At 74.8% G+C, this 14821-nt stretch carries 13 protein-coding genes; 4 read left to right on the top strand and 9 right to left on the bottom strand.

Annotated elements, in window-relative coordinates; genetic code table 11:
- Positions 1–13: 13 nt before the first annotated feature.
- Positions 14–850, bottom strand: coding sequence for a lysophospholipid acyltransferase family protein (locus ABZ719_RS02430; RefSeq protein ID WP_366723382.1), 837 nt, complete (start codon positions 848–850; stop codon positions 14–16).
- Between the two features lie 197 nt (positions 851–1047).
- Between ABZ719_RS02430 and ABZ719_RS02425 the strand changes: the two genes are divergently transcribed.
- A complete protein-coding gene (locus tag ABZ719_RS02425) occupies positions 1048–1827 on the top strand; it encodes an alpha/beta fold hydrolase (protein ID WP_366723504.1) in 780 nt (259 codons plus the stop codon).
- Between the two features lie 604 nt (positions 1828–2431).
- Complete coding sequence (locus ABZ719_RS02420; RefSeq protein WP_366723503.1) at positions 2432–2962, top strand: hypothetical protein; 531 nt, start codon at positions 2432–2434, stop codon at positions 2960–2962.
- Between the two features lie 117 nt (positions 2963–3079).
- Here ABZ719_RS02420 and ABZ719_RS02415 read toward each other — a convergent pair whose 3' ends face one another.
- The 6 genes from ABZ719_RS02415 to ABZ719_RS02390 form a co-directional block, all read right to left on the bottom strand.
- Positions 3080–3820, bottom strand: a complete 741-nt coding sequence (locus ABZ719_RS02415; protein WP_366723381.1) for an endonuclease/exonuclease/phosphatase family protein — start codon at positions 3818–3820, stop codon at positions 3080–3082.
- Positions 3821–4037: 217 nt separating this feature from the next.
- Complete coding sequence (locus ABZ719_RS02410) at positions 4038–4991, bottom strand: ROK family glucokinase (RefSeq protein ID WP_366723380.1); 954 nt, start codon at positions 4989–4991, stop codon at positions 4038–4040.
- A gap of 90 nt (positions 4992–5081) precedes the next feature.
- The gene (locus ABZ719_RS02405) at positions 5082–5684 is read right to left on the bottom strand and encodes a DUF5304 domain-containing protein (RefSeq protein WP_366723379.1); all 603 of its coding nucleotides are present in this window, start codon (positions 5682–5684) and stop codon (positions 5082–5084) included.
- 57 nt (positions 5685–5741) lie between these two features.
- Positions 5742–6914: an ArsA-related P-loop ATPase gene (locus ABZ719_RS02400; RefSeq protein WP_366723378.1), complete on the bottom strand. Its 1173-nt coding sequence runs from the start codon at positions 6912–6914 to the stop codon at positions 5742–5744.
- 231 nt (positions 6915–7145) lie between these two features.
- Complete coding sequence (locus ABZ719_RS02395) at positions 7146–7616, bottom strand: SRPBCC family protein (RefSeq protein ID WP_366723377.1); 471 nt, start codon at positions 7614–7616, stop codon at positions 7146–7148.
- 143 nt (positions 7617–7759) lie between these two features.
- Entirely contained in the window at positions 7760–8515 is a 756-nt protein-coding gene (locus ABZ719_RS02390; protein WP_366723502.1) for a metallophosphoesterase, read from the bottom strand.
- A gap of 348 nt (positions 8516–8863) precedes the next feature.
- Between ABZ719_RS02390 and ABZ719_RS02385 the strand changes: the two genes are divergently transcribed.
- Positions 8864–10660 (top strand): AMP-dependent synthetase/ligase, encoded by a 1797-nt coding sequence (locus tag ABZ719_RS02385; RefSeq protein WP_366723376.1) that lies wholly within the window; start codon positions 8864–8866, stop codon positions 10658–10660.
- Positions 10661–10886: 226 nt separating this feature from the next.
- Here ABZ719_RS02385 and ABZ719_RS02380 read toward each other — a convergent pair whose 3' ends face one another.
- A complete protein-coding gene (locus tag ABZ719_RS02380) occupies positions 10887–12029 on the bottom strand; it encodes a glycosyltransferase family 4 protein (RefSeq protein WP_366723375.1) in 1143 nt (380 codons plus the stop codon).
- A 240-nt stretch (positions 12030–12269) separates the two neighbouring features.
- Between ABZ719_RS02380 and ABZ719_RS02375 the strand changes: the two genes are divergently transcribed.
- Positions 12270–13517 (top strand): glycosyltransferase 87 family protein, encoded by a 1248-nt coding sequence (locus ABZ719_RS02375; protein ID WP_366723501.1) that lies wholly within the window; start codon positions 12270–12272, stop codon positions 13515–13517.
- A gap of 102 nt (positions 13518–13619) precedes the next feature.
- On the opposite strand, the gene ABZ719_RS02370 is transcribed toward ABZ719_RS02375, so the two are convergent.
- Positions 13620–14810, bottom strand: coding sequence for a hypothetical protein (locus ABZ719_RS02370; RefSeq protein WP_366723374.1), 1191 nt, complete (start codon positions 14808–14810; stop codon positions 13620–13622).
- Positions 14811–14821: the final 11 nt, after the last annotated feature.

The following is a 14821-nucleotide window of genomic DNA, read 5'->3' as shown; positions in this document are numbered from 1 at the left end:
TCCGAAAAAGACCCTAGTGCGCGTCCGTCTCCCGCTCGGGGCCCGCCGGGCTCTTCCCGGCGCCGGCCCCGTCCTGCGCGACGGCGGTCCGCGCCGCCTTCTCCGCCTCTTTCTCCGCCTTCTCCGCTTCCTTCTCGGCCTTCCCGGCCTCCTTCTCCGCCTTCGCCGCCTCCGCGATCTGCCGCTTGGCCGCGGTCGCGTAGATGTCGACGTACTCCTGGCCGGAGAGCTTCATGATCTCGTACATGACCTCGTCGGTCACCGCGCGCAGCACGAAACGGTCGTGCTCCATGCCCTGGTACCGGCTGAAGTCGAGCGGCTCGCCGATCCGGATGCCCGGCCGCATCAGCTTGGGGACGACCTTCCCGGGCGGCTGGATCTTCTCCGTGTCGATCATGGCGACCGGGATGACGGGCGCGCCGGTGGCCAGCGCCACCCGGGCCAGGCCTCCCGGTTTGCCGCGGTAGAGGCGCCCGTCGGGCGAGCGGGTGCCCTCCGGGTAGATGCCGAACAGCTCGCCGCGCTCCAGCACCTCTATGCCGCTCTTCACGGCCGCCTCGCCCGCGCCGCGCGCGCCGGAGCGGTCCACGGGGAGCTGGCCGACGCCCTTGAAGAACGCGGCGGTCAGCCGGCCCTTCACGCCGGGCGTGGTGAAGTACTCGGCCTTGGCGATGAACGTGACCTTGCGGTCGAGCACCGCGGGCAGGAAGAACGAGTCCGAGAACGAGAGGTGGTTGCTGGCCAGAATGGCGGGGCCCTCGGCCGGAATGTTCTCCACGCCCTCCACCCAGGGCCTGAAGGCGAGCTTCAGCGGCCCCCCGATGGCGACCTTCATCGTGCCGTAGAACAACCGACTGCCTCCCGTGTGTGTCGCTCAGACCATAACCCGCAGCGCGCGGAAGGCGCCTGCGGCCCTGGTCGGTGTCAGTGCCGTCGCGTACGGTGAAGTACCTGCGATCGGCTGCCGTGTGCCGTCGGCGCACCACCCTGCCGCGCCGCACACCTGTCACCGACGTGCCCAGCCCACTTCACGAACAGGAGACCGACGTGCCGGTCCTCCCCGGAGCCGAGCCGTTCCGCCACGAGGGCGGCGAGGTCGGCGTCCTCCTCTGCCACGGCTTCACCGGTTCCCCCCAGTCGCTGCGCCCCTGGGCCGGTCACCTGGCCGAGCACGGCCTGACGGTCTCGCTGCCGCTGCTGCCCGGGCACGGCACGCGCTGGGAGGACATGCAGGTCACCGGCTGGCAGGACTGGTACGCGGAGGTGGACCGCGAGCTGCGCGCCCTGAGCGAGCGGTGCGCGCGGGTGTTCGTGGCCGGGCTGTCCATGGGCGGCGCGCTGGCGCTGCGGCTCGCCGCCAAGCACGGGGACGCGGTCGCCGGGGTGGTGGTGGTCAATCCGGCCAACAAGGTGCACGGCCTGTCGGCGTACGCGCTGCCCGTGGCCCGGCACCTGGTGCGCACGACGAAGGGCATCGCCAGCGACATCGCCAAGGAGGACGGCGCGGAGCTGGGCTACGACCGGGTGCCGCTGCACTGCGCGCACTCCCTGCGGACCTTCTTCCGGCTGGTGGACGGCGAGCTGGCGCAGGTCACGCAGCCGCTGCTGCTGCTGCGCAGCCCGCAGGACCACGTGGTGCCGCCCGCCGACTCGGCGCGGATCCTCAGCCGGGTCTCCTCCGTGGACGTCACGGAGATCCTGCTGGAACAGAGCTACCACGTCGCGACGTTGGACCACGACGCGGACCGGATCTTCGAGGAGAGCCTCGCCTTCATCGGCCGGATCGCACCCAGTGTCGGCAAGGAAGGGACGGCCGCAGGTGGCTGAGCACGACTCCGACCGCGAGGGCCGCGAGCACCGCGAGCCCACGGTCGACCCGGCGCGGGCCACGGAACCGGTAGGGGCAGCGGACTCCGTGGATGCCGCAGGACCGGCAGACGCCGTGGGACCGGCAGACGCCGTGGAGCCGGCGCGGCCCGGGGGCCTGGTGCGGCCGGGGGACGCCGGGCGGAGCGAGGAGACGGTGCCGCCCGGCGAGCCCGTCAAGGCCGCCGAGCCCGTGCTCCCCGCCGAGCCCGTGCTCCCCGCCGAGCCCGTCACCGCGAGCCCGCCCCGCGCCGTCTCCGAGGCCACCGAGCCCGTGCTGCCCGCCGAATCCGTCAACGCGACCGAGCCCGTCAACGCCGCCGAGCCCGTCAAGGCCGCCGAGGCCGTGGAGTCGGCTGAGACCGGCCGCTCCCTGGACTCCGGGGGGTCTGCCGGACCTCGCGGCTCCGGCGACACCGAGGGTTCCGGGGGTGCCGACGGTTCCGGCGGTTCCGGGGGTTCCCCGGGTGCCGACGGCTCGGGGACCCTTGCCGGTTCCGGTGGCACCGGGACCTCCGCCGCCCCCGGTGCCACCGGGGCTCCCGCCGGTGGTGCCGGGTCCGGCGTGGGTGGGGCCGGCTTCGACGAGGAGGCCGCGTGGGCCGCGATCGTCGCCGGGTACGGGCAGGAGCCGCCGGACCCGCCGGGTGCCAGGCCGTTCAAGCCCATCGAGGACCTGATGCTGCCGGAACCGCCGGACGCGGACGGGGCCGAGGGCGGCGAGACGAACCCGGCCAAGCCGCTGGGCAGCTCGGTGTCCTTCGCGCCCGGCCTGGCCGCACCCGGTACGGGTCCGCGCGACTTCGCGTCGCGCGAGCCCTCCGACGACGACTTCGACGCGGACGACGAGGGCCACTTCGTCCCGCCGGAACCGCCGCCGCTGCCCGAGGCGGACGCGACCGCGAAGTTCGCCTGGCTGGGCGTGATCGGCGGCCCCGTCCTGCTCCTGCTGGCCGTCCTGCTCGGCTGGGAGATGACCTGGTGGCTGACCACCCTCGGCATCGGCGGTTTCATCGGCGGTGTCGCCACCCTGGTGGCCCGCATGAACCCGGGCGACGAGGAGGACGACGACCCCGGCCGCGGGGCCGTCGTCTAGGGCGGGCCGGGGCCGTCGTCTAAGGCGGGCCGGGGCCGTCGTTTAGCGCGGGCGGAGGCCGTCGCGCGGGCGCGGGACAGGGCCCGTCGGGTCAGAGCGTCGTCCGCGCCGGGCGCGTCAGGCGTCGGCCGGGATGCGGAGGGCCGCCAGGACCGGAAGGTGGTCCGTGGCCGCCTTCAGGTCCGCCTCCGTGACCAGGCCGTGCGGCACCCCGCAGCCGAGCACCTCGACGCCCGGCGTCGCGAACACCGCGTCGATACGCCGCTGCGGGTCGCGGGCCGTCCAGGTGTGCTCGCCGCCCCACGGCGCCGTGGCCCAGCCGTCCTGGAGCCCGCCCGCCAGCCGGCGGAAGGCGGGCCCCTCCGGCCCCTCGTTCAGGTCGCCGCCCACGACCGCGTGCTCCACCCCCATCCCGGCCAGCCGGTCCAGGAGCATGCCGCTCTGCGCGTACCGCTCCTCCTTGTCGAGCGAGAGGTGGCAGCCGAGCACACCGAGCCGGACGCCCCCGAACCGGACCACGGCCGTGGCGAAGCCGCGCCGGTGCAGGCCGGGGGTGAGCGGCAGCAGGACGTCCTCGGTGCGTTCGACCGTGGCCCGCAGCGAGCACAGCACCGCCGGCCCCGCGGCCGTCGCACCGCCGGTGAGGACGACCAGGTCCGCCGCCGAGGCCAGCCGCGCCAGCTTCTTGCGCCAGCGGAAGAACCGGGGCGCCTCCTGGAGGAGGACCAGATCGGGCGCGCAGGCGCTGATCAGCCGGGCGAGGGCGGCGGTGTCGTCCCGCATCGACCGGATGTTCAGGCTCAGGACGCGGACGACGGCGGAACCGTCGGGTTCAGTGCGGGAGTTGGGCAGCTGCATGACGATCAACATACGCGGCGACGGAACCGCTTCCGCACGGCGGTCGGCCCGGTGTCGCGGGCGCCCGTGCGCGGCGGTCCGCCGTCCCCGCGGTCTCGTACGCCGGCCCACGGCCTGCCCGTACGACGGCGCCCACCGGCCCGGACGGAGGGGACGGTGGGCGCTCATGGCCTCGTGTGCGCCGCGGGCGGCCGGAGCCGGCCCCGCGGCGGGTGCCTCACATGACCGGGTCGGGCTCCCTGGCCAGGTCGGCCGCGCCCACCAGTCCGGCCTTGTTGCCGAGCTGGGCGGCGATCACGTCCGCGACCGGACGCCAGTTGCCGCCGACCAGCCACCGCTTGTACGACTTGCGGATGGGGTCGAGGACCAGGTCGCCCTCGTCGGAGAGGCCGCCGCCGACGATGAAGGCGGACGGGTCGAACAGGGACGCCAGGTCGGCCAGGCCCGCACCGGCCCAGCGGGCCAGCTCGCGGTAGGAGTCGACGGCGACCGGGCAGCCCTGGCGGGCGGCCATGGAGATGTGCTTGCCCTCGATGCCGTCCGGGGTGCCGTCGCCGAGGGCGAGCAGCACCTCGGCGCGCTCCGGGGTGGCGTTGGCGCGCTGCTTGGCGTAGCGCACGAGGGCGCGCCCGGAGGCGTACTGCTCCCAGCAGCCCTGCGAGCCGCAGCCGCACAGCAGGCCGTCCGGGACCATCCGGATGTGCCCGAACTCGGCGGCCACGCCGAAGTGCCCGCGGCGCAGCTTGTTGCCGATGATGATGCCGCCGCCGAGGCCGGTGCCCAGGGTGATGCAGATGACGTTGCGGTGGCCCTTGCCGGCACCGAACTTGTACTCGCCCCAGGCCGCGGCGTTCGCGTCGTTCTCCACGACGACGGGGAGGCCGACGCGCGCCTCGACCTTCTCCTTGAGCGGCTCCTGGCGCCAGTCGATGTTGGGCGCGAAGTAGACGGTGGAGCGCTGCCGGTTGACGTATCCGGCGGCGCCGATGCCCACACCGACGATGTCGTGCCCCGCGCGTGCGCCCTCCACCGCCGAGGCGATGGCGTCCACGATGGCCTCGGGTGTGGTGGGGGTCGGCACCTTGAAGGTCGAGAGGATGTTGCCTTCCTCGTCGACCACGCCGGCCGCGATCTTCGTGCCGCCGATGTCGACGCCGATGGTGAGTCCCATGAATCCCTCAGTTCCGGTCGAGCCCCGCTACGGCCAACCGTACCCGAGGCACTGCCGTCGGGGTCCCGGCGGCGGTGTCCCGGCGGAGGGTCAGTCCAGGTCGATGCGTTCCCCGCCGCCGGTGCCCTCGCCCTTGTCGCGGCGGTCGCCGGGGCCCTCCCCGCCGCCGCGCGGACGGTTGTGCGGGCCGTCCTGCGGGCCTCGGCGCGAGCCGTCCTCGCCGAGGGCGCCGTCCCCGCGGTCGTCCTCGGGGACGCCCGTACGGGAGGTCCAGCGGCGTTCCTGGGCCTGGACGGCGGAGCGGTAGGCGGCGAGCAGTTCGCCGCCGGCCGCCGCGAGGTGGCCGAACACGTCCGGGTTGCGTTCGCGCACCGGTTCCACGGCGGCCTTGGCCTGTTGCACGACCTGCCGCACCATCTCCTGGGCGGCGGGTCCGGCGACCGGGCCGAGCAGCGGTGAGCGCAGCGAGGACAGCTTGTCCGCGACGGTGTCGACGAGCTTGCGCAGTTCCTCGGCGGCCGAACCCGGGGGCGGCCCGTACTGGGCGCGGCGCCGCGCCTTCTCCGCCTCCAGGTCCTCCGCGCAGGCCGTGGCCCACGCGTCGGCGTCCGCGGCCCGGCGCTCCTGCTCGGTCCGCTCCTGAGCGGCGTCGTCCCGTGCGGCGTCGTCGGACGGTGGGCGCTCTTCGCTCATGGCGCACTCCTGACTACGGTTCGTCCTTCCGACGTTACCCGAACGCGGGGCGCCGGTTCACCTGTCGCGGGGCCAGAGCGCCGGGTCCGGCGCGAACCTGATGCGCAGCTCGCCCTCGCGCAGGGCGGCGCCGGCCACGGTGCAGCGGCGCAGCGCCGAGGGCAGGCCCACGATGCGGCGGAAGCCGCCGGCGGTGAGCACGAGTTCGTCGCCGCGCCGCACGAGGTCCAGTCCGTCCCGCCGGGCGCCGGGCAGCGGGATGTGCCACACCAGGACGCCGTCCTCGGCCAGCCGGTCCTCGACCGGCCACTCGACGGGCGCGGCGAGGGGGGCCGGTCCGGCGGGGACGGCGAGCGCGGCGAGGTCGTCGGGGCCGCGCGGGTCCCGGCCCAGGTGGGCGGCCGGGTGGACGGTGTACGTCTGGCCCCATTCCTCCAGGGCCTTGCGCTGCTGGGCGGCCGGGCCGGTCAGCCAGGAGTCCGCCGGGGCGTCGGGCAGGACGCGGCTGGCGACCAGGGACTCGACGGGCAGGGCGCGCACGGCCAGGCCCAGGGCGGTGTCGCGGAGGGCGTCGGTGCCGGCCGGGCCGGGCTCGGCGACCAGCCGGACGGCGGTGCCCGGGTCGGCGACGACGGCCTCGACGGCGGCCAGCTCGACGTCCCAGCGGGCGGCCGTCTCGTAGAACCGGTCGGCGGGCATGGGGACACCGGCGAGGCGGCCGAGGACCGGGCGCAGCGCGCGGGCGGCCTGCCGCTCGGGCGGCAGCAGGCGGCGCAGGTAGCGGCGGAGTTCCGCGGGGAGGGCGAGCAGGGCCAGGGCCTGCCGAGCGGGCGGCAGGTCGACGACCAGCAGTTCGAAGCGCTCGCTGAGGGCGGCGTCGCGCAGCGCGCGCAGCAGGGCGAGTTCCTCGGCGCCGGGCAGGGGGGTGACCTCCTCGGCGTCCAGCCGGGAGGCTCCGAGCAGGTCGAGGACGCTCGCGGCGCGGTCCTGGAAGGCGGCGAGGTCGGCCCGGAAGCCGGCGGCGGCGTCGGGACGCCAGGCGGTGAGGTCCGGTGCGGCCGGGCCGGGGCGCGCGCCGGTGGGCACTCCCAGGGCCGCGCCGAGGGTGTCGGTGCGGTCGCCGCTGAGGACGAGGGTGCGGGTGCCCTCGCGGGCGGCGGCGATCGCGGTGGCCGCGGCCACGGTGGTACGACCGGAACCGCCCGGTCCGGTGATCAGCAGGGTGCGCATGGGGGTGAACGCTAGCCGTGTCCGGCGGTGCGTTCGCCCGCGGGGCGCCCGGGCCGGTGTCGCCGGCGCGTGCCTGCGCGGCACCGCGCGCCGCCGTGCGCTCCCGCTGCCTGCACCGGCGCACCCCCGGCGGCACTCCCCCGGCCGGCGCGTGGGCGGACGCGCGGCCCGCGCCCGGCGGAGGGTGAGCCCCGACGCGCGGCGGGGAGCGGCGTGGCCCCGCGGCCCCCTCTACTTCTCGGACTCGTGGAACTCGTCGTGGATCTCGCCCGACTCGACCCGCTTCTTCAGTCCCGCCAGGGCGCGGTCGATGATGACCTTCTCGGCCTTGCGCTTGATCATGCCGAGCATGGGGATCTTGACGTCGACGGTGAGGCGGTACGTGACCTCCGTGGCGCCCGCGCCGGCCGGCCGGAGCAGGTAGGAGCCGTCGAGGGAGCGCAGCATCTGGGACTTGACCAGGGTCCAGGAGACCTCGTCGTCGCCGGTCCAGGTGTAGGCGAGGGTCTGGTCGTCCTTGATGGCGCCCGCGTCCATGACCAGGCGGACCTGCTCGGCGCGGCCGCGGTCGTCCGTGCTGAGGACCTCGGCCTCCTTGACCTCGCCGGTCCAGTCGGGGTAGCGGGCGAAGTCGGCGATCACCCCCATGACGTCGGCGGGGGCCGCCTCGATCGTGATGCTCGAGCTGGTGTGTTCCGCCATCGCCGTGGCTCCTCCAGATGCGGGCCGGAAGTCGGTCGTCGTGCGCACGGGTGTGCAGCGTGAAGGCTACCGCGCAGGCGAGCGGCGGACTCCACCCCCACCTGCGGACATGGCGGGAAGGGCGCGTCCGCGGGCGGGCGCGCTCACCACGTCAGGGCCCAGGGTGTGCCGGTGCGGGCGAAGTGGCCGACGTTCACGCACTCGGTGGCGCCGACGCGCATGCGCCGGACCAGCGGCTGGTGGACGTGGCCGAACAGGGCGTAGCGGGGGCGGGTGCGGCGGATGGCGTCGAGCAGGGCGCGGCTGCCGCGCTCGAAGCGGCGGGCGACGGTGTCGTAGACGAGTTCGGGCACGTCGGGCGGGATGTGGGTGCACAGCACGTCGACCTCGCCGACCGCCTCGATCTTCGCGGCGTACTCCTCGTCGCTGATCTCGAACGGCGTTCTCATGGGGGTGCGCAGGCCGCCGCCGACGAAGCCGAAGACGCGGCCGCCGATCTCGACGCGTTCGCCGTCGAGGACGGTGGTGCCCTCGCGGGCGTACTCCGGCCACAGGGGCGGCATGTCGACATTGCCGTAGGTGGCGTACGTCGGGGCGGGGAAGGCGGCGAAGAGTTCGGCGTACTGCTTGCGCACGGCCTGTTCGACGACCGTGGCGCGGTCGCCGTCCAGGCCGGCCCACAGCCGGGCGCCGAGTTCGCGTGCCTCGCCGAAGCGGCGGGCGGTGCGCAGCTCGACGATGCGGTCCGCGTTCTCCACGCCGAACAGGTCGGGGAAGATCCCGCGCGAGTGGTCGGCGTAGTCGAGGAAGAGGATCAGGTCGCCCAGGCAGATCAGGGCGTCGGCACCCTCGCCGGCCCGGGCGAGGTCACGGGCGTTGCCGTGCACGTCGCTGACCACATGGACACGTGTGCCGCTGTGACGGGGTGGTGTGGGCGCCATGGAGACAAAGGGTATGCGGTGAACACTGGCGGCCGGACCTGCGGTTACTGGCCAGTCGTTCAGCCGGTCGACTACTGTGCGCGAGGAAACACCCATCGTGTGACGCAGCGAACATCTCACGGGGACCCCCTGTCGAAAAAGGCATACCGACGGGTAACCTCCGGGCAGTCCAGTCGTGCTCTGGATTTCAACCACCGGGCCCGAAGCGGCTCCTTGGCGAAGCCCCTGGGCACCCGACCGAGCCTTGGACCGCACCGTCGCATCACACAACGTCGTGGCGCCGGCGCCCTATGAGGAGCAGCAGTCTTGCGCGAGTTCAGCCTTCCGGCTTTGTACGAGGTCCCCACGGACGGGAATCTGACCGACATCGTCCGCAGAAACGCCGCGCAGCATCCCGAGGTCGCCGTGATCGCCCGCAAGGCGGACGGCGGCTGGCAGGACGTCACCGCGCGGGACTTCCTCTCCGAGGTGCACACCGCCGCCAAGGGCCTGATCGCCTCCGGCGTCCAGCCGGGCGACCGGGTCGGCCTGATGTCCCGCACGCGCTACGAGTGGACGCTGCTGGACTTCGCCATCTGGAGCGCGGGCGCCGTCACCGTGCCGGTGTACGAGACCAGCTCGCCCGAGCAGGTGCAGTGGATCCTCGGCGACTCGGGGGCGACGGCCTGCCTGGTGGAGACCGACGCCCACGCCGCCGCCGTGGAGTCGGTGCGCGAGAGCCTGCCCGCGCTGAAGAACGTCTGGCAGATCGACGCCGGCGCGGTCGCGGAGCTGGGCCGGGCGGGCCAGGGGATCAGCGACGCCACGGTCGAGGAGCGCGGTTCGCTGGCGAAGGCCGACGACCCGGCGACCATCGTGTACACCAGCGGCACCACCGGCCGCCCCAAGGGCTGCGTGCTCTCCCACCGCAGTTTCTTCGCCGAGTGCGGCAACGTGGTGGAGCGGCTGCGTCCGCTGTTCCGCACCGGTGAGTGCTCGGTGCTGCTGTTCCTGCCCCTCGCGCACGTCTTCGGGCGGCTGGTGCAGATCGCGCCGATGATGGCGCCGATCAAGCTGGGCTGCGTCCCGGACATCAAGAACCTCACCGACGAGCTGGCCGCCTTCCGCCCGACGCTGATACTGGGTGTCCCGCGGGTGTTCGAGAAGGTCTACAACTCGGCGCGCGCCAAGGCGCAGGCGGACGGCAAGGGGAAGATCTTCGACAAGGCGGCGGACACGGCGATCGCCTACAGCAGGGCGCTGGACACGGCGTCCGGTCCGTCGCTCGGCCTCAAGCTCAAGCACAAGGCGTTCGACAAGCTGGTCTACAGCAAGCTGCGCGCGGTGCTCGGCGGGCGCGGCGAGTACGCGATCTCGGGGGGCGCCCCGCTCGGTGAGCGCCTCGGCCACTTCTTCCGCGGCATCGGTTTCACCGTGCTGGAGGGGTACGGGCTGACGGAGTCCTGCGCGGCCACCGCCTTCAACCCGTGGGACCGGCCGAAGATCGGCACCGTCGGGCAGCCGCTGCCCGGTTCGGTGATCCGGATCGCGGACGACGGGGAGGTGCTGCTGCACGGGGAGCACCTGTTCAAGGAGTACTGGAACAACCCCGGCGCCACCGCGGAGGCGCTGGCGGACGGCTGGTTCCACACCGGTGACATCGGCACCCTGGACGAGGACGGGTACCTGCGGATCACCGGCCGCAAGAAGGAGATCATCGTCACGGCGGGCGGCAAGAACGTCGCACCGGCGGTGATCGAGGACCGCATCCGGGCGCACGCGCTGGTCGCCGAGTGCATGGTGGTCGGGGACGGACGGCCGTTCGTGGGCGCGCTGGTCACCCTCGACGAGGAGTTCCTGGGCCGCTGGTGTGCCGAGCACGGCAAGCCGGCGGGGTCCACCGCGGCGTCGCTGCGCGAGGACCCGGATCTGCTCGCGGCGATCCAGAGCGCGGTGGACGACGGCAACGCGGCGGTGTCGAAGGCGGAGTCCGTACGCAAGTTCCGTGTGCTGGCGGCGCAGTTCACCGAGGAGTCGGGGCATCTGACCCCGTCGCTGAAGCTGAAGCGGAACGTGGTGGCGAAGGACTACTCGGACGAGATCGAGGCGATCTACGCGAAGTAGTGCGGCGGGGGGTGGGGTTCGCCCGTCCCTCCCGCCGCCCGGCCCGGCGGCCTGCCGGACGCCCTCGCGGGGCTCCGCCCCGGGCCCCGGAGGGAGTTCACCCGCCGGCCGCCCGTCCCGGCGAGCGCGCCGGGCGCACCCCCGCGAGGCGCACTCCCGCGCACCCCCGCGAGGCTCCGCCCCCGCCCCCGAAGGCCGCGCGCGTCCCCTCGTCCCCTCCGGCCCGCTAGAGCAGCTCTCGCAGGCGTTCCGCCAGCAGGTCCCAGCGCCATTTCTCCTCGACCCACTGCCTGCCCCGCTCACCCATCCGGCGGCGCAGTTCCCCGTCGGCCAGCAGGGCGGTGACGCGGTCGGCGGTCTCCTGGGGGGAGCCACCGCGCACGACCCAGCCGGTCTCACCGTCGAGCACGGCGTCGGGCGCGCCGCCGGAGTCCCCGGCGACGACGGGCAGTCCGGTCGCGGACGCCTCCAGGTAGACGATGCCGAGGCCCTCGACGTCGAGTCCGCCGCGCCGGGTGCGGCAGGGCATGGCGAAGACGTCCCCGGCGCCGTAGTGGGCGGGCAGCTCGCTCCAGGGCACCGGTCCGGTGAACCGTACGGAGGCGGCCACGCCGGTCTCGCGCGCCAGCCGCCGCAGGTCCTTCTCGTAGGGTCCGCCGCCCACGATCAGCAGCACCGTGTCCGGCTCGGCGGAGAGGATCGCGGGCATGGCCCGGATCAGGGTGTCCTGCCCCTTGCGCCGCACCAGCCGGGAGACGCACACGACCACCGGCCGGCCGGTGAGCCCGAGCCGGGCCCGCACCTCGTGGCCGCCGGATCCCGGGTGGAAGGTCTTCTCGTCCACGCCCGGCGGGAGCTGCACCATCCGCGAGGCCGCGGCGGGCGTCAGCGCGGCGGCGATCCGGGAGCGGGTGTACTCGCCGAGGTAGGTGACCGTGTCCGTGGACTCCCCGATGCGGCGCAGCAGTTGCCGTGCCGCGGGCAGCTGGGCCCAGCCGGCCTCGTGGCCGTGGGTGGTGGCCACCAGCCGCTCGGCCCCGGCCCTGCGCAGCGCGGGGGCCATCAGCCCCAGCGGGGCCGCCGCGCCGAACCACACCGACGTGCAGCCGTGCTCCCGCAGCAGTCCGGCCGCGCGCCGGGTGGCGTCCGGGGTGGGCAGCAGCATCGTCGTACGGTCGCGCACGATAGTGAAGGGCTGCTCCGCGTCGAAGGCGGCCGTGGCCCGGACGCCCTCGGCGCTCCGTTTCCAGGTGGAGGCGTAGACGACGAGCCGCTCGGGGTCCAGCCGCAGCGCCATGTTGTGCAGGAACGCCTGGATCCCGCCGGGGCGGGGCGGGAAGTCGTTGGTGACGACGAGGGTCTTGTGCATCGCCGCAGACCCTACCCAATCGGCCCGCCCGCCCCGGATCCCCGCCCGGCCCGGCCCCCTCGCGGCCGTCCGCCCGCCCCGCCGGCCCCCGTGCGGCGGTACTCGCGTGGCCCGCGCACCGGGGCCCGGAGAGCATGGGAGCCCGGGACGGCAGTAGGTGCGAAGGGACGGGGAGAGGCCGTGGTGGACGAGGCGGGGACGGCGGGGCGTCCGGCCGGGCCCCCGGCGGCGGTCCGGGCGGTGCCCTGGGCGGGGCTCCTGGCGGCCTGGGCGGTGACCCGGGCGGTGCTGCTGCTCGTCGTGTCCGGGGTGGTCGGTTTCCCGGGCCCGGACGTCACCAGCGACGTGTCGGTGATCTACCGGGACTGGTACGAGGTGCTGCGGCAGGGCGTCTTCCCCTCCGGTGACGTCGCCTGGCAGTACCCGCCCGGCGCCGCGCTCGCCGTCCTCGCCCCGGCGGCGCTGCCGTTCCTCGGCTACGCCCCGGCGTTCTTCGTCCTGGCGTGCGCGGCGGACCTGGCGGTGCTGTGCCTGCTGCGGTACGGCGGCCGGCGGCCCGGGCGCCCGCTGCGCGGTGCCTGGGTGTGGACGGCGGGCGCGCCCCTGCTGGGCCCGACCCTGTACGCCCGCTACGACGTGATGGTGACCGCGGTGGCCGTGGCCGCGCTCCTCGCGGGCACCCGCAGACCGCGTGTCCTGGGGGCGCTGGCGGGCTTCGGGGCGCTGCTCAAGGTGTGGCCGGTGCTGCTGCTGGCGGGGGTGCGGGCGTCGGCCGGGCGGCGGGCGTGGACGGCGGCGGCGGTGACGGCGGCCGTGCCGGTGGCGCTGTGCGCGGCCCTCGTGCCCGGGGCGCTGTCGTTCCTGGGCGCGCAGGGCGGCCGGGGCACGGAGGTGGAGTCCCTGGGCGCGCTCGTCCTGCACGTGGCCCGGCACCTCGGCTGGCACGGTGAGGTCCGGCTCCACTACGGCTCGATGGAGTTCATCGGTCCGCACGTCGGCGCGGTGAGCGCGGGCGCCCAGGCGCTGACGGCGGCGGCCTTCGGCTGGCTGCTGTGGTGGCGGCTGCGCTCGCGGCGGACCGCGCGGCACCAGGTGCCGTCCCCGGCGCCGCACACGGTCGCGGACGCCGCGTTCACGGCGGTGCTGCTGTTCACGGTCACCAGCCGCGTGATCAGTCCGCAGTACCTGGTGTGGCTGGTGGGGCTCGGTGCGGTCTGCGGGACTTTCGCGGGGAGCCGGATGCGGCTGCCGGTCGGTCTGGTCCTGGCCGCGGCCTTCGTGACGGTGCTGGAGTTCCCGGTGTACTTCGGGAACGTCGTGGCGAGCGACCTGCTCGGCCTCACGCTGCTGTTCCTGCGCAACGGCCTGCTGGTGGCCGCCGCTGTCGGCGCGGCCCGCAGGCTGTGGCACCCCGCCGCGGAAGGCGGGCAGCCGTCCCTGCCGGAGCAGACCGCCGCCCACGGCAGGCAGCCCTCCCCCGCCTCCTGAAGGCTCTCCCCGCCGAAGTCCCCCGCAGGCTCCCCCACCCGAAGGCCCCTGTTCCGGAACCCTCCCCCGCGCCCCCGCGGCTCCCCTCGGCCCCGCACCCCCTCATCCCAGCTGCGCCCGCACGTACTCCCGCCACTGCCCGGTGAACCGCTGGAGGGTCGTGCCCAGCTCCGTGCGGAGCGCGTCCTCTACCGCCCCCGCCCGGCGCTGGTGCGCGCCGACGGCGCGGTAGAAGGCGTCAAGCCGGTCCTCGCCCCAGTGGGCGGCGATCATCCGGCAGGCCAGCCAGCCGCCCTCGTAGGCCTGCGCGAGACGGGTGGGGTCCCCGGCGAAGCCGAAGTCCTTGTCGGACGGCAGCGCGGCGGGCACCTGCCCGTCGGCCACGGCGTGCTGGAGTTCGGGCGCGGCCTGCTCGGGGGTGCGTCCCGAGCGCCGGTAGCCGACCCAGTCGGCGTAGCCCTCGGACAGCCACAGCGGAGTGGCGGCGTCGGTGTGGGTGCGGGTGGCGACGTGGGTGGTCTCGTGGGTGAGCACGACCTGTCTGCCGAGCGGGCCGAGCAGGCTGTACGCGTCCGGGTTGATGACCACCCGGTCGGCCGGCGCCCGGACGCCGCCGCCCGCCTCGCCGGTGGTGACGGCGGCGATGCCTCGGTAGTCGTCGGCGGGTGAGCCGAGCAGCGCCGCCATCCCGTCCAGCGACCCGGGGACGAGCACGACCACCCGCCGGCTCCAGTCCGTGCCCCAGGCGTCCGACACGGCGGGCACCGCCTGGTCGGCCAGCCCGGCGTAACCGCGCAGCGCCCCGGCGCTCTGTCCGACGCCGAGGACGATGCTGCTGCGGCCGCGCACCACCGACACGGCCCCCTGGTCCCACAGCTGCTGCGCGAAGCCGCGCGCGGGCCGGTCGGAGTCGACGTACCACTTCCCGTCGGCGGTGGTGGACAGCGTCAGGGAGCGCCCGACGGTGACGGGGGCGGTGTCGTAGCCGGTCACCCGGTAGCTCAGGTCGGCGTCGGCGGTGGTGCGGCCGCCGCTGCGGTGCAGGGCGGTGACGCGGTAGGACCAGGCGGTGAACGGGACGGCGTCGAGCTTCGTGTACGGCGCCCGGTCGCCGGTGGTGGCGTAGGCCGCCGGGTCGTGGTGGAGGACCGCCGCCGCACGCGAGTCGAGCAGCCGTTGCACCTGGTCACGGGCGGTGTCGGTGGCCGAGTGCCCGCCGCAGGCCGTCAGTGAGGCGAGCAGCAGGGACGCCGCCGCCGCCATCGTTCCCGGCACCCGCCCTCGACCAGCCATTTTCCGATCGT

This window comes from Streptomyces sp. NPDC006743, assembly GCF_040703815.1.
GTDB lineage: Bacteria > Actinomycetota > Actinomycetes > Streptomycetales > Streptomycetaceae > Streptomyces.
The sequence above is the reverse complement of the archived record's forward strand: the minus strand, read 5'-3'. Positions and strand labels throughout refer to the sequence as shown.